Raw genomic sequence first — 18,201 nt, forward strand, 5'->3', positions numbered from 1 at the left:
CTTCGATCTAACGGAGACCTGACCATGTCCGACAATCGTCTGCTTCCAGCCGCCGTGGTCGGCAGTCTTCTGGCTGTCGGCTTCATCGGCGCCGGCGCCCTGATCGGTCAGGGCGTCATTCACGCGCGCGCCGGCGACCGCACCGTGACGGTGCGCGGCCTGTCCGAACGCAATGTGAAAGCGGACCTTGCCGTCCTGCCGCTACGCTTCACGGCCTCGGGCGATGTCCTTTCGGAAGTTCAAACCAAGATCGACGGCGATCTGGCGCTGGTCCGCCGCTTCCTCACCGCCCAGGGCTACCCTGCCCAGGCCATCGACTTGGGCCGGTTGGAGGTGGCCGACACCCGGTCGCGAGAATACGCCGCCCAGAACGGCGGTCCACGCTTCATCCTGGCTCAGACGGTGATCGTGCGGACCAGCGATGTCGCCCGAGTTCAGGCAACGACGCGACTGCTCAACGATCTGGTGCGTCAGGACGTGGTGCTGCAGGACTTCCAGGGTCCGTCCTATATATTCACCAAGTTGAACGACGTGCGCCCGCAAATGATCGCCGAGGGTACAGCGGCGGCGCGCACCGGGGCGGAACAGTTCGCCAAGGACAGCGGAACGCCCTTGGGCCCGATCCGTCAGGCCACCCAGGGCTCGTTCGAAATCCTGCCGCGCGATGGCGCAGCCGGCGACGAAGCCGCCTCCATCGACAAGAAGATCCGGGTCGTTACGACCATCACCTATAGTCTGAAGTAGTCTCGGGAGGTCCGGCGTCGGAGGATTGCGGTCGCCCGATGAAATCGACGTCGGCGTGCGGATCTTGACCCATCTCGACCAACACGACCCAGACGGCCAGGATCACGAACATTCCGACCATGCCCAGAACGAAGGCCCACCACCCGGCCTTCTTGCCGCGTGGTTTGCGGTGTGACGCCGCGTCCCTTTTGTCAGTGTTCTGCTGCATCGCACCTAGGAACCGGCCGTCGATCCGCCGGGTTCCGAGGTTTCATTGTGGCGGCGGCCCTGACATTGCCGCGCGGTCCCCTTATGTTCCGGTTCGATTCTGACTGACGGATATTTTTGCGCCTGTGACTGATCTTCCCGCCCCCCGTATTTCCGACCTCGCGCGCGCTCGTGCGCCCGAGGGCGAGGCGCCGCGCGATTATCTGAAGGGGCTGAATCCGGAGCAGCGCGAGGCGGTCGAGACGACCGAGGGGCCGGTGCTGGTGCTTGCCGGCGCCGGCACGGGCAAGACGCGCGTGCTGACGACACGGCTGGCGCACATTCTGGCGACAGGCCGGGCAAAGCCGTGGGAGCTGCTGGCCGTCACCTTCACCAACAAGGCCGCGCGCGAAATGCGCGAGCGCATCACGCATCTGATCGGCCCCTCCGCCGAAGGTTTGCGCTGGCTGGGCACCTTCCACTCCATCGCCGCCCAGATCCTGCGTCGCCACGCCGAACTGGTCGGTCTGAAATCCAGCTTCACCATCCTGGACACCGACGACCAGGAACGAGTGCTGAAACAGCTGCTGGAAGCGGCCAACATCGACACCAAACGCTGGACGCCCAAGTCGCTGTCCGGCCTGATCGATCACTGGAAGAACCGCGGTTGGACGCCGGACAAGCTGCCACCGGGCGAGGACTTCGCCAACGGCAAGGGTCAGGGTCTGTACGCCGCCTATCAGGCGCGCTTGCGCAGCCTGAACGCCTGCGACTTCGGCGATCTGCTGCTGCACAACATCACTATCCTGTCGCAGCATGCGGACCTGGCTGAGGAATATCGCCGTCGGTTCCGCTACATCCTGGTGGACGAATACCAGGACACCAACGTCGCCCAGTATCTGTGGCTGCGGCTGCTGACGGCCTCGACAGGCAACGTCTGCTGCGTCGGCGACGATGATCAGTCGATCTATGGCTGGCGCGGGGCCGAGGTAGACAACATCCTGCGCTTCGAGCGCGACTTCCCCGGCGCCAAGATCGTCAAGCTGGAGCGTAACTATCGCTCGACCAGTCATATCCTGGGGGCGGCGTCCGGCCTGATCGCTGCCAACCGCGACCGGCTTGGCAAGACCCTGTGGACCGAGGACGACAGCGGCGACAAGGTGCGGGTGCGCGGCGTGTGGGACGGCGAGGCCGAGGCCCGGCTGATCGCCGACGAGATCGAGACCGCGCGGCGTCCCCACGCTGGCGAACCGGGCCTGAAATACAAGGACATGGCCATTCTGGTCCGCGCTTCGTTTCAGATGCGCGCCTTTGAAGAACGCCTGGTCATGCTGGCCATCCCATACACCGTCATCGGCGGGCCGCGCTTCTTCGAGCGCGCCGAGATCCGCGACGCCCACGCCTATCTGCGCCTGATCCTGTCGGAAGACGACGACCTCGCCTTCGAAAGGATCGTCAATGTGCCCAAACGCGGCATCGGCGACACCAGCGTGCAGAAAATCCTGCAACTGGCCCGCCAACACGACCTGTCGGCCCTGACCGCCGTGCGGGGCCTGATCAATACCGACGAGCTTCAGGCCCGCACCCGCACCGCCCTGTCCAACTTCGTGCGCGACATCGACCGCTGGCGCCAACTGTCCGAGACCACGCCCCACTGGCAGGTCATGGAGACGGTGCTGGAGGAGAGCGGCTATACCGACATGCAGAAGGCCGACCGCACCAGCGGCCAGACCCGCCTGGAGAACCTGAAGGAACTGACCCAGTCGATGCAGCAGTTCGAGACGCTGCAAGCCTATCTTGAGCACGTCTCTCTGGTCATGGATCTGGAGCGCGCGACCAGCGACGATCCCAACGGCGACGGGGCGGTCCAGATCATGACCCTGCACGGCGCCAAGGGACTGGAGTTTCCGCTGGTCTTCCTGCCGGGCTGGGAAGAAGGCGTCTTCCCCAGCCAGCGCAGCATCGATGAGAAGGGCGAGAAGGGTCTCGAGGAGGAACGCCGTCTGGCCTACGTCGGCGTCACACGCGCCAAGCAGGACGCCCGCATCTCCTTCGCCGCCAACCGGCTGGTCTATGGACGCTGGACCTCCCAACTGCCCAGCCGCTTCGTCGACGAACTGCCTATCGCCCACGTCGATCCCCAATCCGACACCGGCTATTACGGCGCTTCGACCGGCATGAAGGAGGCAAAAAGCCGCTGGGACGACGCGCCATCTTTCGGCAGCGGTTATTCCTCCCCCGGCTGGAAACGCGCCCAATCCTTCACCGCCGCCCAGACCCCGGCCAAGATACCGGCGCGCAAGGCCGTCATCGAAGGCGACGGCCGACTGATCGCCACCGCCGACCCCAAATCCAGCTCAGGCTGGAAAAAGGGCGAACGCGTCTTTCACCAGAAGTTCGGGTACGGAAACGTGCGCGTCATCGAAGGCAACAAACTGCTGGTCGAGTTCGAAAAGGCCGGGGAGAAGCGCGTGATCGACAGCTTTGTCGAGAAGGCCTAACCCGGCGCTCTAACGCAACGAATGGAGCCAAAGATGGCGGGCCTCAAGGACAAGCGCGGCTTCATCGACAAGGATCGCATTGATCTGTCGGAACGTCAGTCGGTCGAATACTGGATGAAACGCTGGGGCGTAACCAAGGACCAGATCACCGCCGCCCACCGCAAGGTTGGGCGCATGACCAAGGATATCGCGGCGGAATTGGGCAAGAAGCGCTGACGCCGCCTGCCTGAAACGAGAAACGGCCCCGGAGCACTCCGGGGCCGTTTCGGTCTCTGCCTTAGATGTGGATCACACGCCCATAGGCGTCCAGCGCCGCTTCGTGCATGGCCTCCGACATCGTCGGGTGCGGATAGACGATCCCGTGGATGTCTTCTTCCGTGGCCTCCATCGTGATGGCGGTGACATAGCCCTGGATCATTTCGGTGACCTCGTGGCCGATCATGTGGGCGCCGATCAGGGCGCCGGTCTTGGCGTCGAAGATCACCTTGACGAAACCGTCGGTGTCGCCCGAGGCGATCGCCTTGCCGTTCACGCGGAACGGGAAGCGGCCGATTTTCACGTCGCGCTTCTCGGCGCGCGCAGCCTGTTCGGTGACGCCGACCGAGGCCACCTGCGGCTGGGCATAGGTGCAGCCGGCGATGGGCGAATGGACGTTGGGGGTCTTGTAGCCGGCGATGTGTTCGGCGGCGTGGATGCCTTCGTGCGACGCCTTGTGCGCCAGCCAGGGCGCGCCGGCGCAGTCGCCGATGGCGTACAGGCCCTTGACGTTGGTCTGGCAGTGGCCGTCGATCTTGACGTGGCCGCGGTCCATTTCCAGACCCAGTTCTTCCAGGCCGATGCCGTCGGTGTTCGCGGTGATGCCCACGGCGGAGATGCAGACCTCGGCCTCCAAGGTCTCGGCCTTGCCGCCGATCTCCACGGCGACCTTCACGCCCTTGGCGTCCTTGCTGACTTTGGTGACCTTGGCGCCCAGCTTGAACTTCATGCCGCGCTTTTCGAACGACTTCTGAGCCGCCTTGGAGACCTCTTCGTCCTCGACCGGCATGATGCGATCCACGGCTTCGACCACGGTCACGTCACAGCCTAGGGCGCGATAGAAGCTGCCGAACTCGATGCCGATGGCGCCCGAACCGATCACGACGATCGACTTGGGCATGAATTTCGGCGCCATGGCCTCGCGATAGGCCCAGATGCGATCGCCGTCGGCTTCCAGCCCGATCTGCGGCAGGGCGCGAGCGCGGGCGCCGACGGCCAGCATCACAGACTTGGCCTCGAGCGCGCGCGAACCGCCCGCTTTCAGGGCGACGACGACCTTGGGCGCGGCGGCGCCCTTCTCCAGCTTGGCCGAACCTTCGATCACCTCGATCTTGTTCTTCTTCATCAGGAAACCGACGCCCTGATTCAACTGCTTGGCCACGCCGCGCGAGCGCTGGATGATGGCGTCGAAGTCGAACGACGCGCCGGAGGCCGACAGGCCGTACTCTTTCAGATGGCTTAGGCTCTCGAACTTCTCGCCCGACTTCAGCAGGGCCTTGGTGGGGATGCAGCCCCAGTTCAGGCAGATGCCGCCCAGGTTCTCGCGCTCGACGATCGCGACCTTCAGGCCCAACTGGCTGGCGCGAATGGCCGCGACGTAACCGCCGGGGCCCGAGCCGATGACGACGAGATCGAATTCAGCAGCCATTAGATCAACTTCTCGATGTCGGCCTTGATGGCCTCGGGTTCAGTCTGCGGGGCATAGCGGGCGACCACCCTGCCCTCGCGGTCGGTCAGGAACTTGGTGAAGTTCCACTTGATGGCCTTGGAGCCCAGGAAGCCGCGCTTTTGTTCGGTCAACCAGGCGTAAAGCGGATGTCGGTTCGGTCCATTGACCTCCACCTTGTCGAAGAGGGGAAAGGTCACGTCGAAACTGGTGGCGCAGAAGGCGGCGATTTCCGCCGCCTTGCCCGGTTCCTGCTCGCCGAACTGGTTGCAGGGAAAGCCCAACACCTCGAACGGCTGATCAGCGAACGCGCGGTGCAGCTTTTCGAGGCCGTCGTACTGCCCCGTAAAGCCACACTTGGACGCCGTATTGACGATCAGCAGCGCCTGACCGCGGAAGCGATCGAGCGAAACGTCCGTGCCGTCGATGGCGCGGGCGGAGAAGTCATAGACCGAGGTCATGACCTCACCCTCCCCTTAGGCCAGCATCGCGACGGGATCTTCGATCAGCGGCTTGAACGCCTGCAGGAAGCGGGCGCCGGTCGCGCCGTCCACCACACGGTGATCGCAGGTCAGGGTCACGGTCATGACCGTGGCCGGCACGACCTGACCGTTCTTGACGACTGCGCGCTGTTCACCCGCGCCCACGCTCATGATGCAGCCCTGCGGCTCATTGATGATCGAGGTGAACTGCTTGATGCCGAACATGCCCAGATTGGACACCGAGAAGGTGCCGCCTTGGAACTCTTCGGGCTTGAGCTTGCGGTCGCGGGCGCGCTTGGCCAAGTCCTTGGATTCGGTCGCGATCTGCGCCAAACCCTTGGTTTCGGCCTTTTTGATGATCGGGGTGATCAGGCCGCCGTCGATCGCCACCGCCATGGAGACATCGGCGTTGTGGTGCATGGCGATGCCTTCGGGCGTGTAGGAGGCGTTGGCCTCCGGCACCATCTTCAGGGCCAGGGCGGCGGCCTTGATGACGAAGTCGTTGACCGACACCTTGATGCCCTGCGGCTCCAGCATCTTGTTGACCTTGGCGCGCACAGCCATCAGCTGGTCGATCTCGCAGTCGATGAACAGCGGGAAGTGAGGCACATTCTGGACGCTGTCGACCATCCGACGCGCCACCGCCTTCTTCATGCCGTCCAGCGGGATCAGATCGTAGCTGCCGTCCGGAATGCCCATCTGCGCCAGCGACTGCGCCTTGCGCGGCTCGGCTGCGGTCGCGGCGGGCGACGCCGAAGAGGCGGTCGCCGGTTGGGCCGACGCCTTGCCGGCGGCCTCGACGTCGCGCTTGACGATGCGACCATGCGGACCGGTGCCCTTGATCGACTTCAGATCGACGCCGTTCTGAGCGGCGATACGTCGAGCGAGCGGCGACGAAAAGATGCGATCTCCGCTGTCCGACTTCGGCGCCGCGGGCGCCGGAGCCGCAGGCGTAGCCGCCTTGGGCGCCTCGGCAGCAGCCGGAGCGACCTCGGCCTTGGGGGCTTCCGTTTTTGCAGCCGACTTTTCAGCCGGCTTGGGTGCGGCCGCGCCGCCCTCGTCCTTCAGGCGGGCGATGGGCGTATTGACCTTCACGCCTTCCGTGCCTTCAGCGACCAGGATATCAGTGACTTCGCCCTCATCCACGGCCTCGACTTCCATCGTGGCCTTGTCGGTTTCGATCTCAGCGATCACGTCTCCGGCGGAGACGACGTCCCCGACCTTGACGTGCCACTTGGCCAGAACGCCCTCCTCCATCGTCGGAGACAGGGCCGGCATCAGGATGTCGGTCATCAAGCGTTCCCCCCGGTTGGCGCGATCGGTTCGGCGACAGTGCGGACGTCATTCGCCTTCACCACTTCGCTGAGACCTTCGAGGATGCGGTGGTAGGCCGCGGTTTCATCGTGTTGATGACGCACGGCATAACCATGCGCCATGTGTCGCGCCGCATAGGCCAGCAGCCGACCGAACTGTATGGGATCGTTGAAGGCCGGTTTGACGGACATCACCGGCTCGTCTTTCGACCACCACATCCGGAGGACTTCAATGGCTGCGGGGTCAGCAGCGACGCTGTCTGGCGTCGTCAGCATGAACTCCGATGCCTCGGTCATGCCATCACCTCTTTCACGGCGGCGATGATCTTGTCCACGCCCGGCAACGACAGCACTTCCAGATTGGCGGCGTAGGGCAGCGGCACGTCTTCCTGGTGCACGCGCAGCGGCGGGGCATCCAGATAATCGAAGGCGTGCTCAATGACACGGGCCACGACCTCAGCGCCGACGCCCATCGGACCCCAGCCCTCTTCGGCCGAGACCAGGCGGTTGGTCTTCTTGACGCTCTCGACGATGGTCTCGTGATCCAGGGGGCGCAGGGTGCGCAGGTCGATCACCTCGGCCTCGATACCCTCCTCCGCCAGCTTCTCGGCGGCCTGCAGGGCGAAGCCGACCATGCGGCTGTGGGCGGTGATGGTGACGTCCTGGCCTTCGCGACGGACCTTGGCCTTCCCGATCGGCAGGACATAGTCCTCGACCTCCGGCACGTCGAACTCCAGGCCGTACATCATCTCGTGTTCGAGGAAGACGACCGGGTTCGGGTCACGGATGGCGGCTTTCAGCAGGCCTTTGGCGTCGGCCGCGTCATAGGGCGCGATGACCTTCAGACCCGGCACCTGAGCGTACCAGGCCGAGTAGTCCTGGCTGTGCTGGGCGCCGACGCGCGAAGCCGCGCCGTTCGGGCCGCGGAACACGATTGGCGCGCGGATCTGACCGCCCGACATATAGAGCGTCTTGGCGGCCGAGTTGATGATGTGGTCAATCGCCTGCATGGCGAAGTTGAACGTCATGAACTCGACGATCGGCTTCAGACCCGACATGGCGGCGCCGACACCCAGGCCGGCGAAGCCGTGCTCGGTGATCGGGGTATCGACGACGCGCTGATCGCCGAACTCCTGCAGCAGGTCGCGGCTGACCTTGTAGGCGCCCTGATACTGGGCGACTTCCTCGCCGATCAGGAAGACGCGATCGTCGCGGCGCATCTCTTCGGCCATGGCGTCACGCAGGGCGTCGCGCACGGTCGTCTTGACCAGTTTGGCGTCGGTCGGGATTTCCGGGTCTCGCAGTTCGACCTTGGGCGTCGCGGTCTGGGCTGGCGCCTTTTCCGGATCGCCGGTCTTGCCTTCGGCCGCAGCCTTGGGCGTCTCAGCTTCGCCCTGCGCGGGGTCAGCCTTCGGCGCGGGCGCCGCTGCGCCATCTTCGCCGGCCAGACGCGCGATCGGCGTGTTGACCTTCACGTTCTCGGAGCCTTCGGCGACCAGGATTTCCAGCACTTCGCCTTCATCCACGGCCTCGACTTCCATCGTCGCCTTGTCGGTTTCGATCTCGGCGATCACTTGGCCGGCCGACACGGTGTCGCCCGCCTTGATATGCCATTTGGTCAGCGTGCCCTCTTCCATCGTGGGGGACAGCGCCGGCATCAGAATGTCGGTCACGGATCAGGCCTCCACGTAGACGTCGGTATAGAGCTCGGACGGATCGGGTTCCGGGCTCTCTTGGGCGAATTGAACAGCTTCGGCGACGATCGCCTTGATCTCGTTGTCGATGGCCTTGAGCTCGTCCTCGGTCGCATTGGCGGCCGACAGCAGCGTCTTCAGGTGATCGATCGGGTCGCGGGTCTTCTTGACCTCGTCGACCTCTTCCTTGGTCCGGTATTTGGCCGGGTCTGACATCGAGTGACCGCGATAGCGATAGGTCTTCACTTCCAGAATGAAGGGACCGCCGCCCTCGCGGGCGCGCTTCACCGCACGCGCCGTGGCGTCGCGCACGGCCAGCACGTCCATGCCGTCGACCTGCTCGCCCGGAATGCCGAAGCTGGCGCCGCGCTGATACAGTTCGGTCGTCGAGGACGAGCGTTCGATGCTCGTGCCCATGGCGTACTGGTTGTTCTCGATGATGTAGATAGCCGGCAGCTTCCAGAGCTGCGCCATGTTGAAGCTTTCGTACACCTGCCCCTGGTTCGAGGCGCCGTCGCCGAAATAGACGAAGGCCACCGAATCGTCGCCGCGATACTTGCCGGCGAAGGCCAGGCCAGTGCCCAGAGCCACCTGGGCGCCGACGATGCCGTGACCGCCGTAGAAGCCGGTCGGCACGTCGAACATGTGCATCGATCCGCCTTTACCCTTGGACGAACCGCCGCTGCGGCCGGTCAGTTCGGCCATGACTTCCTTCGGATCCATGCCGGCGGCCAGCATGTGGCCGTGGTCGCGATAGCCGGTGATGATCTTGTCGTGGCCTTGTTTGACGCTCTCCTGAACGCCGACCGCCACGGCCTCCTGGCCGATGTACAGGTGGCAGAAGCCGCCGATCAGACCCATGCCGTACAGCTGGCCCGCGCGCTCCTCGAAGCGGCGGATCAGGACCATCTCGCGATAGAAGCGCAGAAGGTCTTCCTTGGACGCCGTCGGCGTATTGGGCAGTTTGTCAGGCGTGGTCGTCTGAGCGGATTTGGCTGGGGCTTTCGCCATCCGGTATCTCCCGGCTAGGCGCCGAGAACCGACGCCTTCTTATCGTTACGGAAAGGGGCTTTAGCAGCCTTCCTTCCGGTAACGCAAAGGGGTGCGGGTCGCCCTGTAACAATAGTTCAAGTGGTGAAGGTGGCTTAGCCTTGGGCGGCCGGGGCCGAGACGCGGATCACATAGTCGCGCGGGTCGGAGAAACCCAGGACGGCGCGCGCGCGCTCTTCCAGAAGGTCGCGAGACAGGCTGTCGGTGCGCAGATAGCGAACTCGCGTCTCAAGATCGCGGCGTTGCTCGGTCAGATGCGCCAGCTGGTCCTCGCGTTGCCCCAGAAGGGCGTCGCGAGACGACCCGCTCAACAGTCCGCGCTCGCCCGTCAGCGCCTGCACCCCAAGATAGGCCAGAAGCAGCAACAGGGCGAGGGACAGGCGGTAAGGTTTCATCCGTTCGGGCACTTGAGACGCTCCTTCTGAGCGCGAAAACACAGTTCAGAAACCGTGCCCGAAAATGCCTAACGAAATGTAGCTTGACCATAAGATTGTCGGCGGAAAATGCTGATTCTCCGCCGACATTTCCGATCTCTATTTCAGCAGCATGCCGTCGCCGAAATAGACGCCCTGGTCGCCAAGCATTTCCTCGATGCGGAGCAACTGGTTGTACTTCGCCACCCGGTCGGAACGGGCCAGCGAGCCGGTCTTGATCTGCCCGCAGTTGGTCGCCACGGCCAGGTCGGCTATGGTGTAGTCCTCGGTCTCGCCCGACCGGTGGCTCATCACAGCGGTGTAGCCCGCGCGGTGGGCCATATCCACGGCATCCATGGTTTCCGACAGGGTGCCGATCTGGTTGACCTTGATCAGGATCGAGTTCGCCAGACCTTCGCCTATACCCGCGGCCAGACGCGCCGGATTGGTCACAAACAGATCGTCGCCGACCAGTTGGACCCGGTCGCCCAGGCGCTCAGTCAGCAGGCGCCAGCCGTCGAAGTCATCCTCGGCCATGCCATCCTCGATCGACACGATCGGGAAGCGTTCGCACAGGTCGACCAAGTAGGCGGCCATGCCTTCGGAATCGACGGTCTTGCCCTCGCCGGCCATGACGTATTTGCCGTCCTTGAAGAACTCGGTCGAGGCGACGTCGAGGCCCAGGTGGAAGTCCTCGCCCGCGAGGTAGCCCGCCGCCTGGCCCGCCTTGGTGATGAAGCTCAGCGCCTCATCGGCCGACGCCAGATTCGGCGCAAAGCCGCCCTCGTCGCCGACGTTGGTGTTGTGCCCGGCGTCCTTCAGTTGCTTCTTCAGGGCGTGGAAGATTTCGGCGCCCATGCGCACGGCGTCCGAAAACGTCTCGGCGCCCGTGGGCAGGATCATGAACTCCTGGATGTCGATCGGATTATCGGCGTGCGCGCCGCCGTTGATGATGTTCATCATCGGGGTCGGCAGGACGCGGGCCGAGACTCCGCCCAGATAACGATACAGTTCCTGATTGGCCGACAAGGCGCTGGCCTTGGCGACGGCAAGAGACACGCCCAGGATCGCATTGGCGCCCAGACGGCCCTTATTGGGCGTGCCGTCCAGTTCGATCATCGCCTCGTCGATCCGGCGCTGCTGCTCGGCGTCCATGCCGGACAGGGCGTCGAAGATTTCGCCGTTGACGGCGTCGACCGCCTTCTGGACGCCCTTGCCGCCCCACATGTCCTTGTCGCCATCCCGCAGTTCGACCGCCTCATGCGCGCCTGTGGACGCGCCGGACGGAACGGCGGCGCGGCCGAACGAACCGTCTTCCAGCGTGACATCGACCTCGACCGTCGGATTGCCCCGGCTATCGAGGATCTGGCGGGCGACGATGTCGGCGATGTCGGTCATGGCTCGGCTCTTTGGCTCAAGGGGCAAGGGAGGTCCGACGGTTTAGCCGCCTCCCCGTCAAACGCCAATGCCGACATCGTCGCCGGGCGTCAGGAACAGCCTTCGACCAGTTGGATGGAGGGATCGCCAGCGTGGACCATCATCACCTTGCCGTCGCTGCCGATCTCATATCGAACGCCACGCGCCGACGGATCGGTGACATAGGTCGTCGATCCGCCCTTCGACCAGACGAACAGATCCTCGGCCGGCGCTTCCTGATATTTGTGCGGCTGGGCGAAGACCGCACCGCCATAGGCTTGCTTGATCGCCATGGCCGTATCGCCGACGCCGAACCCGCGATCGGTCTTGGTCGTCGCCCCGCGCGCCAGGGTGATTCGCGTCAGCACGCCGTTCTGAATCATCACCTGCACATCGGCGGGTGCCTTGGCGGGATGGAACTGGTCACAGACTTCGGGCTCGGCGCCGCCGGCGGCGTTCGGTTGGGAGTCCTCGCCCCAGACCTTCACCAGTTCGGCGCGCGTCATGCCGATTCGCACCGGCCCCAGCCCTTCGGCCGTCAACGCATTCGGATCGGCTGCGGGCGTAGCGGGCGTCTCGTTCGCGGATGCGACGGGCGGTGCGGCGGGCTCCGAGACGCGCTCCTCTGCGCGATTGCAGGCGGCGAGGGTCAGCAGCGCACAGGCGCTGACGGCGGTGAAACGAATCATCATGCGGCGTCTCCAACGGAAGCTTCACCGCATTGAACGCACGAAAACGGCGCGCGGGTCACCGCGCGCCGTCGAAATCGTCATCCGACCGAAGTCGGGGTCGCCTGAAAGACTAGTCTTCCTTCGGCGTGATGACCTGACGACCGCGATAGGTGCCGGTCTTCAGGTCGATGTGGTGCGGGCGCTTCAGCTCGCCGGTGTCCTTGTCCTCGACGTAGACGTTTGAGGTCAGGGCGTCGTGGGCGCGGCGCATGTTGCGACGCGAGGGAGATACTTTGCGCTTCGGAACGGCCATGTCCGTCTCAATCTTCTAAGTCGGGCGCCGCCCAGAGCCGAGCTCCGTCTAGCGCGAAAACAATAGCGGCGGCCCGAGAGAGCCGCCACGCGAGGCGCGGCTTATGCATGAACCGCGCGACGATTTCAAGGCGTTTAAGCAGGCGTCAGACGCCGGACGATCTTCGCTGGATTGCCGACCACAACAACATCGGACGGCACGTCCTTCGTCACGACCGATCCCGCGCCGATCACCGACCGATCGCCGATGGTGACGCCCGCCAAAACGATAGCGCCGCCGCCGATCCAGACGTCGTCGCCGATGACGATCGGCCGCGCCGTCTCCTCGCCCCGGCGGGCGACCGCGTCCAGCGGATGTTCCGGCGTCAGCAATTGTACGCCTGGCCCGGCCTGGAAGTTGTCGCCGATACGGATCTCGGCGCAGTCCAGGAACACGCAGTTGGCGTTTGCAAAGGCCCGCGCGCCCAAATGGATGTTGACGCCATAATCGCAGAAGAAGCCCGGCATGATGATCGCCTTGCCGTCGGCCGCATTGACCAGTTCGTTGACCAGGGCGCCGCGCCGGTCTCGATCCGGCTCAGCGTTGATGGCGACGGTCAGGGCCACGGCGCGGGCGCGACCATCGCGCAGATCGGGATCGCCCGGATCGTAAGGCAAGCCCGCCAGCATCTTCTCGCGTTCGGTCACGCATCCTCCGTCAGAGCGTCAGCGACCGCTTCGCCGATGGCCAGCGAACTGGTCAGGCCCGGGCTTTCGATGCCGAACAGGGCCATCAGACCATTGATGCCGTGATGTTCGCGGCCATGAAGCTGAAAGTCCGGTTGCGGCTCGCCCGGCCCATGCAGTTTGGGCCGAATGCCGGCGTAGTCCGGCGTCAGGGCGCCGTCGGGCAGACCCGGCCAGAAACGACGAATGTAGGTGGCGAACTCTTCGGCCTTGGCAGGATCAACCGAGTAATCCTCGGTTTCGACAAAGGCCAGATCGGGGCCGAACACGGCCTGACCACCCAGATCTTTGCGATAGTGGGTGCCCAGCGCGCCGGGGATGGGCGGCGGATAGATCAGGCGGTCGAACGGCGCCTTGCCCGTCAGCCGGAAATAGACGCCCTTGCCTAAATGTCCGGCAGGGATGTCGCAGGCCGGATAGCCATCAATCAACGCCGCCACCGCCTGGGCCGACAGTCCGGGCGCGGTGACCAAAAGGCGGCTGGTGACCTGCATCGCCCCCTCCCCGCCGACACGGATCGTGAAACCGCCGCCAGCGAGCGGCTCCGCGCCCTCGAACGGCGCCGAGACTACGACCGACCCGCCCGCATCCTCGATTTCGCCCTGCAAAGCCAACATATAGCCGTGGCTGTCGAACAGGCCGCTCTCGGGCGACAGGATAGCGGCGTGGGCGTTCAGCTCCGGCTCCAGCGCCCGCGCCTGGGCGCCGGTCAGATGCGCCAGCCCCTCGACGCCATTCGCCGTCGCCTGTTCGAAGATGGCCTCGATCCGCTCGACCTCGGCCTCTTGCGTCGCCACGACCAGCTTGCCGCATTTCAAGTGGTCGATCTTGCGGCTGGCCAGGAAGTCGTAAAGGGCGCGGCGTCCCTCGACGCAGAAGCGGGCCTTCAGTGAACCGGTCGGATAATAGAGCCCGCCGTGAATGACCTCGGAATTGCGGGAGGAGACGCCTTGGCCGATGTGGGCTTCCTTCTCCAACACCAGCACCGTCAGGCCCCGTTTCGACAGCGCCCGTCCGCAGGCCAGGCCCACAGCCCCGGCGCCCACGACGGTCGCGTCGAAATCGAAACTCATCGGACGCCGTATCTCCGTTTCGCCTCGGCCTCGAAACAGCCGATCAGCTTTTCCACCGCACGGTCGAAGTTCGCAGACAGCATCATGTCCAGCATCCGGGACTTGAAGGCGAAGTCGATCCTAAACTCCAGCCGCGTGCCGTCGGGATGAGGAAAGAACTCCCAACGGTTCTTCAAGTGCTTGAAGGGTCCACGCAGCAAGCCGACCTCGACCTTGGGCGCATTGCGATCATGCAGGACCCAGGTGGAGAAGCGCTCCTTCAGAAAGGAAAACCCGACACTGGCCTCCGCATCCTGCAAGCCGACGCCCTCGCCTTCCTCGCGCGCGTTCCAGACGCGCATCGACGTCACCCACGGCACGAAGTCGGGATAGGCGCGCACGTCGGCGACCAGATCGGCAAGCTGTTCGGGCGCATAGGGAAGAATGCGCGTGACACGGTGGACGGCCATTCGGAACTTAGCGGCGCAGCTGCGCCTCGCGCGCCGCCTTCAGCCGGGCGAAGTCGTCGCCGGCGTGGTGCGACGAACGCGTCAGCGGGCTGGACGACACCATCAGGAAGCCCTTGGCCCGGGCGATCGCCTCATAGGCCTTGAACTCTTCCGGCGTGACGAAGCGGTCGATCGCGGCGTGCTTGCGCGTGGGCTGGAGATATTGGCCGATGGTGATGAAATCGACGCCGGCGGACCGCATGTCGTCCATCACCTGCATGACCTCTTCCTTGGTCTCGCCCAGGCCGACCATGATGCCGGACTTGGTGAACTGGTTCGGGTCGCGCTCCTTGACCATCTGCAACAGGCGCAGGCTGTGGAAGTAGCGCGCGCCCGGCCGGATCTTCAGATACAGGCGCGGCACGGTCTCGAGGTTGTGATTGAATACGTCGGGCTTGGCGTCGATCATCACGGCGGCCGCCCCATCCTTTCGCAGGAAGTCGGGCGTCAGGATCTCGATCGTGGTGTCCGGCGCCTGGATGCGGATCTGGCGCACCACTTCGGCGAAGTGGGCCGCGCCGCCGTCGGCCACGTCGTCGCGATCGACCGAGGTGATGACGACGTGGTTCAGACCCATCTGCTGGACGGCCAAACCCACCTTGCCCGGCTCTTCCGGATCCAGCGGCTGAGGCAAGCCCGTCTTGACGTTGCAGAAGGCGCAGGCCCGCGTGCAGGTGTCGCCCATGATCATCAGGGTGGCGTGCTTCTGGCTCCAGCACTCGCCGATGTTCGGGCAGGCCGCTTCTTCACAGACCGTCACCAACCCCTTGGAGCGAACGATCTCCTTGGTGGCGTTGTACTGGCCCGAGCCCGGCGCCTTGACCCGCAGCCAGTCAGGCTTTTTCAGAACGACCGACTCGGGCCGGTTCTGCTTTTCGGGGTGGCGCAGCTCGGACGGCTTGCGCTGAAGGGTGTCGATCAGGGTGACCATGGCCGGTATTTCGGACTTTGAGGCCGTTTAGGCAAGGCACACCGCGTAACAGACTTGCCGCAGGCGTGATCGCGCAGCGGAACTCACGCGACGTTACGCATCTTTTCAAGATGACGCGGCGTCATTAATGACAGTCGCCCGAACAACAGAGAGGGCCGCCCGCGTCCTCCGTAGGAGACGCGCTTGCGCCAGGCCCTGGATCCCTCGCTTTACGACTCGACCCTGATCGACGCCCTGATCGATGCGCGGTCGCGGTTCGGCGACAAGGAAATCCTGGAGGATCAGGACCGGCATCCGCTGACCTACACCGGCCTGATCCGCGCCGCCTTCGTGCTAGGCCGCAAGATCGCCAATATGACCGACAAGGGCGAGCGGGTCGCTATCCTGCTGCCGTCGTCCATGGGCGTCGTTGTCACCTTCTTCGGTCTGCACGCCCACGGTCGTGTGCCGGTGATGCTGAACTTCACCGCCGGCGAAGCCAATCTGAAGGCGGCCATCAAGGCCTCGGGCGTCAAGAAGGTGCTGACCGCCAAACGCTTCATCGATCAGGCCAAGCTGGACGACCTGATCGTCGAACTGAAAAGCGTGGCCGAGGTCGTCTGGCTGGACGACGTGCGCAAGACCATCGGTCTGGCCGACAAGCTCTACGGCCTCGCCGCCGGCGCGGCGCCCAGGCGGTTCCGCGTGAAGACGGATCCGGACGCACCGGGCGTCGTCCTGTTCACCTCCGGCAGCTTCGGCACGCCCAAGGGCGTGGTGCTGAGCCAGAAGAACCTCGTCGCCAATGCGCGTCAGGTGGCGGCCCACATCGACCTGCTGCCCGAATGGGTGATGTTCAATCCCCTGCCGACCTTCCACTGTTTCGGCCTGACCGGCGGGGTCATCCTGCCGCTGCTGCAAGGGTTGAAGGCCTTCCAGTATCCGTCGCCGCTGCACGCCAAACAGATCACCGACCTGCTGCCCCAAGTGAACGCATCGATCCTGTTCGCGACCGACACCTTCCTGAACCAGTACGGCCGCGTCGCCGAACCGAACGATTTCTCGACGCTGAAGTTCGTCGTCGCCGGCGCCGAGAAGGTGCGCGAGGAGACCCGCACCCTGTTCAACACCAAGTTCGGCGGCGTCGAACTGCTGGAAGGCTACGGCGCGACCGAGGCCTCGCCTGTCATCGCCGTCAACCATCCTGACCGAAACGCGCCCGGCACGGTCGGTCAGGTGCTGCCCGGCATCGACTGGAAGCTGGAGCCGGTCGAGGGCATCGACGCGGGCGGTCGCCTGATGCTGCGCGGGCCCAATGTCATGAGCGGCTATGTCACCTCGGCCGAGCCGTTGCAGTGGGATCCGATCGGCGACGATTGGCTGGACACAGGCGACATCGTCGATGTGACGGACGACGGCTATGTCACCATCCGCGGCCGCGCCAAGCGCTTCGCCAAGATCGGCGGCGAGATGGTCTCACTGACCGCCGTCGAAGGGATCGCCGGCGCCGTCTGGCCGGATCAACGCCACGCCGTGGTGTCGATTCCGGACAGCCGCAAGGGCGAGAAGCTGGTGCTCGTCACTGACCACGCAGACGCTGAGGTCGCGCCCCTGGCCGAATGGGCGCGAACCAACGGCGCGCCCGAACTGATCGTGCCGAAAAAGATCGTCAAGGTCGCCGAGGTCCCCGTCCTGGGCACCGGCAAGACCGACTATGTGTCGATCCAGAAGATGGTAGAGGCCGAGAAGGCGGCCTGATCAGCCGATCCGGACGCCCGTCATCGAGATCGAGCCGCCGTCGATACGGTCGTTGAAGAAGCTGACCGCCTCGCCCGGCTCCTGCTGGGCGGCGATGTAAAGCACCGGCAGGAAATGTTCGTCGGTCGGCACGCTCAGTTGCGCGTCCTCGGCCAGACCCACCCAGTCGATCAGCGCCTCATGGTCGCCCCGTTCGAACGCCGCCTTCACCGCCTCGTTGAAGCCGGTCGCCCAGGCGTAGGGTTCTGCGCCGTCCTCGCGTTTCCAGGTCCGCAGATTGTGGACGAAATCGCCCGAGCCGGCGATGACGATCCCCTCGTCGCGCAGCGGTTTCAGCGCCTTGGCCAGGTCGTAATGCTGGCGCGCCGTCAGCTCGCGATTCAGCGACAACTGCACCACAGGCACGTCCGCTTCGGGCCACACATGGCACAGCACCGACCAGGTCCCGTGATCCAGGCCCCACGCTCGCGTCTGAACGGCCCCGGTCAGCGCCGACACCCGCGCCGCCAAGGCGGGCGACCCGGGCGCCGGATACTGCATCTGATGAAGTTCGCGCGGAAAGTTGCCGAAGTCATGGATGGTCTCGGGCCTCTCCTGCGCGGTGACGCCCAGCCCGCGCGTCTCCCAGTGGGCGGAGATCATCACCACACCCTTGGGCTTGCCGATCGCTTCGCCCAGCTCACGCCAGGCCGCCCCATAGGGACCGCCAAGCGCATTCATGGGCGAACCGTGGCCGAAGAAGACGGCGGGCTGACGCATCGG

20 protein-coding genes are annotated in these 18,201 nt (G+C 64.8%); 4 read left to right on the forward strand and 16 right to left on the reverse strand.

What is annotated here, in order from left to right; all coding sequences use genetic code 11:
* Window positions 1-24 precede the first annotated feature (24 nt).
* Window positions 25-744, forward strand: a complete 720-nt coding sequence (locus E4341_RS09645) for an SIMPL domain-containing protein (RefSeq protein ID WP_165116900.1) — start codon at window positions 25-27, stop codon at window positions 742-744.
* Here the strand turns inward: E4341_RS09645 and E4341_RS09650 are convergent.
* The gene (locus tag E4341_RS09650) at window positions 725-952 is read right to left on the reverse strand and encodes a hypothetical protein (protein WP_165116902.1); all 228 of its coding nucleotides are present in this window, start codon (window positions 950-952) and stop codon (window positions 725-727) included. The two genes, E4341_RS09645 and E4341_RS09650, sit on opposite strands and share 20 nt — an antisense overlap.
* 103 nt (window positions 953-1,055) lie before the next feature.
* Here E4341_RS09650 and E4341_RS09655 point away from each other — a divergent pair, with 103 nt between their 5' ends.
* Both E4341_RS09655 and E4341_RS09660 read left to right on the forward strand, forming a co-directional pair.
* Window positions 1,056-3,431, forward strand: coding sequence for an ATP-dependent helicase (locus tag E4341_RS09655; protein ID WP_165118681.1), 2,376 nt, complete (start codon window positions 1,056-1,058; stop codon window positions 3,429-3,431).
* A gap of 33 nt (window positions 3,432-3,464) precedes the next feature.
* Window positions 3,465-3,647 (forward strand): DUF3606 domain-containing protein, encoded by a 183-nt coding sequence (locus E4341_RS09660; protein WP_055753752.1) that lies wholly within the window; start codon window positions 3,465-3,467, stop codon window positions 3,645-3,647.
* 61 nt (window positions 3,648-3,708) lie between these two features.
* On the opposite strand, the gene lpdA is transcribed toward E4341_RS09660, so the two are convergent.
* The 14 genes from lpdA to lipA all read right to left on the reverse strand — a co-directional run bounded on the left by lpdA (window position 3,709) and on the right by lipA (window position 15,702).
* Window positions 3,709-5,115 carry a dihydrolipoyl dehydrogenase gene (gene lpdA, locus E4341_RS09665; protein WP_165116904.1) on the reverse strand — a complete coding sequence of 469 codons (1,407 nt, stop codon included), beginning with the start codon at window positions 5,113-5,115 and terminating at the stop codon, window positions 3,709-3,711.
* Window positions 5,115-5,594: a glutathione peroxidase gene (locus E4341_RS09670; RefSeq protein WP_066624773.1), complete on the reverse strand. Its 480-nt coding sequence runs from the start codon at window positions 5,592-5,594 to the stop codon at window positions 5,115-5,117. The genes lpdA and E4341_RS09670 overlap by 1 nt, the downstream gene beginning before the upstream one ends.
* A 15-nt stretch (window positions 5,595-5,609) precedes the next feature.
* Window positions 5,610-6,908 (reverse strand): pyruvate dehydrogenase complex dihydrolipoamide acetyltransferase, encoded by a 1,299-nt coding sequence (locus E4341_RS09675; RefSeq protein ID WP_165116906.1) that lies wholly within the window; start codon window positions 6,906-6,908, stop codon window positions 5,610-5,612.
* On the reverse strand, window positions 6,908-7,225 hold the full coding sequence (locus E4341_RS09680) for a DUF5076 domain-containing protein (RefSeq protein ID WP_165116908.1): 318 nt from the start codon (window positions 7,223-7,225) through the stop codon (window positions 6,908-6,910). The genes E4341_RS09675 and E4341_RS09680 overlap by 1 nt, the downstream gene beginning before the upstream one ends.
* Window positions 7,222-8,601, reverse strand: a complete 1,380-nt coding sequence (locus E4341_RS09685) for a pyruvate dehydrogenase complex E1 component subunit beta (RefSeq protein WP_165116910.1) — start codon at window positions 8,599-8,601, stop codon at window positions 7,222-7,224. Before E4341_RS09685 ends, E4341_RS09680 begins: the two co-directional genes overlap by 4 nt.
* A 3-nt stretch (window positions 8,602-8,604) precedes the next feature.
* The gene (gene pdhA / locus E4341_RS09690; RefSeq protein WP_039243674.1) at window positions 8,605-9,633 is read right to left on the reverse strand and encodes a pyruvate dehydrogenase (acetyl-transferring) E1 component subunit alpha; all 1,029 of its coding nucleotides are present in this window, start codon (window positions 9,631-9,633) and stop codon (window positions 8,605-8,607) included.
* Between the two features lie 134 nt (window positions 9,634-9,767).
* Window positions 9,768-10,067 (reverse strand): septum formation initiator family protein, encoded by a 300-nt coding sequence (locus E4341_RS09695; protein ID WP_017504845.1) that lies wholly within the window; start codon window positions 10,065-10,067, stop codon window positions 9,768-9,770.
* A 138-nt stretch (window positions 10,068-10,205) separates the two neighbouring features.
* Entirely contained in the window at window positions 10,206-11,483 is a 1,278-nt protein-coding gene (gene eno / locus E4341_RS09700) for a phosphopyruvate hydratase (protein WP_165116912.1), read from the reverse strand.
* Between the two features lie 89 nt (window positions 11,484-11,572).
* Window positions 11,573-12,193: a hypothetical protein gene (locus E4341_RS09705; protein ID WP_165116914.1), complete on the reverse strand. Its 621-nt coding sequence runs from the start codon at window positions 12,191-12,193 to the stop codon at window positions 11,573-11,575.
* Between the two features lie 109 nt (window positions 12,194-12,302).
* The gene (rpmF, locus tag E4341_RS09710; RefSeq protein WP_026108365.1) at window positions 12,303-12,485 is read right to left on the reverse strand and encodes a 50S ribosomal protein L32; all 183 of its coding nucleotides are present in this window, start codon (window positions 12,483-12,485) and stop codon (window positions 12,303-12,305) included.
* Between the two features lie 134 nt (window positions 12,486-12,619).
* Window positions 12,620-13,171, reverse strand: coding sequence for a sugar O-acetyltransferase (locus E4341_RS15710; protein WP_039243667.1), 552 nt, complete (start codon window positions 13,169-13,171; stop codon window positions 12,620-12,622).
* Window positions 13,168-14,283 (reverse strand): NAD(P)/FAD-dependent oxidoreductase, encoded by a 1,116-nt coding sequence (locus E4341_RS09720; RefSeq protein ID WP_165116916.1) that lies wholly within the window; start codon window positions 14,281-14,283, stop codon window positions 13,168-13,170. Before E4341_RS09720 ends, E4341_RS15710 begins: the two co-directional genes overlap by 4 nt.
* Window positions 14,280-14,732, reverse strand: coding sequence for a type II toxin-antitoxin system RatA family toxin (locus tag E4341_RS09725; protein ID WP_165116918.1), 453 nt, complete (start codon window positions 14,730-14,732; stop codon window positions 14,280-14,282). Before E4341_RS09725 ends, E4341_RS09720 begins: the two co-directional genes overlap by 4 nt.
* 7 nt (window positions 14,733-14,739) lie before the next feature.
* Window positions 14,740-15,702, reverse strand: coding sequence for a lipoyl synthase (gene lipA, locus E4341_RS09730; protein ID WP_017504838.1), 963 nt, complete (start codon window positions 15,700-15,702; stop codon window positions 14,740-14,742).
* Window positions 15,703-15,885: 183 nt separating this feature from the next.
* Here lipA and E4341_RS09735 point away from each other — a divergent pair, with 183 nt between their 5' ends.
* Window positions 15,886-17,439, forward strand: a complete 1,554-nt coding sequence (locus E4341_RS09735) for an AMP-binding protein (protein ID WP_165116920.1) — start codon at window positions 15,886-15,888, stop codon at window positions 17,437-17,439.
* Here E4341_RS09735 and ygiD read toward each other — a convergent pair whose 3' ends face one another.
* Entirely contained in the window at window positions 17,440-18,198 is a 759-nt protein-coding gene (gene ygiD, locus E4341_RS09740) for a 4,5-DOPA dioxygenase extradiol (protein ID WP_165116922.1), read from the reverse strand.
* Window positions 18,199-18,201 lie beyond the last annotated feature (3 nt).

This window comes from Brevundimonas sp. 'scallop', assembly GCF_011045535.1.
In the GTDB taxonomy this organism is placed as follows: Bacteria; Pseudomonadota; Alphaproteobacteria; order Caulobacterales; family Caulobacteraceae; genus Brevundimonas; species Brevundimonas vesicularis.

Bases quoted from the DNA above. Each gene is read 5' to 3' on its own strand.
- E4341_RS09705 (WP_165116914.1), bottom strand. From the start codon at position 12,193: ATGATGATTCGTTTCACCGCCGTCAGCGCCTGTGCGCTGCTGACCCTC.
- E4341_RS09725 (WP_165116918.1), bottom strand. From the start codon at position 14,732: ATGGCCGTCCACCGTGTCACGCGCATTCTTCCCTATGCGCCCGAACAG.
- E4341_RS09650 (WP_165116902.1), bottom strand. From the start codon at position 952: ATGCAGCAGAACACTGACAAAAGGGACGCGGCGTCACACCGCAAACCA.
- lpdA (WP_165116904.1), bottom strand. From the start codon at position 5,115: ATGGCTGCTGAATTCGATCTCGTCGTCATCGGCTCGGGCCCCGGCGGT.
- E4341_RS09680 (WP_165116908.1), bottom strand. From the start codon at position 7,225: ATGACCGAGGCATCGGAGTTCATGCTGACGACGCCAGACAGCGTCGCT.
- E4341_RS09675 (WP_165116906.1), bottom strand. From the start codon at position 6,908: ATGACCGACATCCTGATGCCGGCCCTGTCTCCGACGATGGAGGAGGGC.
- ygiD (WP_165116922.1), bottom strand. From the start codon at position 18,198: ATGCGTCAGCCCGCCGTCTTCTTCGGCCACGGTTCGCCCATGAATGCG.
- pdhA (WP_039243674.1), bottom strand. From the start codon at position 9,633: ATGGCGAAAGCCCCAGCCAAATCCGCTCAGACGACCACGCCTGACAAA.
- E4341_RS09720 (WP_165116916.1), bottom strand. From the start codon at position 14,283: ATGAGTTTCGATTTCGACGCGACCGTCGTGGGCGCCGGGGCTGTGGGC.
- E4341_RS09645 (WP_165116900.1), top strand. From the start codon at position 25: ATGTCCGACAATCGTCTGCTTCCAGCCGCCGTGGTCGGCAGTCTTCTG.
- E4341_RS09660 (WP_055753752.1), top strand. From the start codon at position 3,465: ATGGCGGGCCTCAAGGACAAGCGCGGCTTCATCGACAAGGATCGCATT.
- lipA (WP_017504838.1), bottom strand. From the start codon at position 15,702: ATGGTCACCCTGATCGACACCCTTCAGCGCAAGCCGTCCGAGCTGCGC.
- E4341_RS09695 (WP_017504845.1), bottom strand. From the start codon at position 10,067: ATGAAACCTTACCGCCTGTCCCTCGCCCTGTTGCTGCTTCTGGCCTAT.
- rpmF (WP_026108365.1), bottom strand. From the start codon at position 12,485: ATGGCCGTTCCGAAGCGCAAAGTATCTCCCTCGCGTCGCAACATGCGC.
- eno (WP_165116912.1), bottom strand. From the start codon at position 11,483: ATGACCGACATCGCCGACATCGTCGCCCGCCAGATCCTCGATAGCCGG.
- E4341_RS09670 (WP_066624773.1), bottom strand. From the start codon at position 5,594: ATGACCTCGGTCTATGACTTCTCCGCCCGCGCCATCGACGGCACGGAC.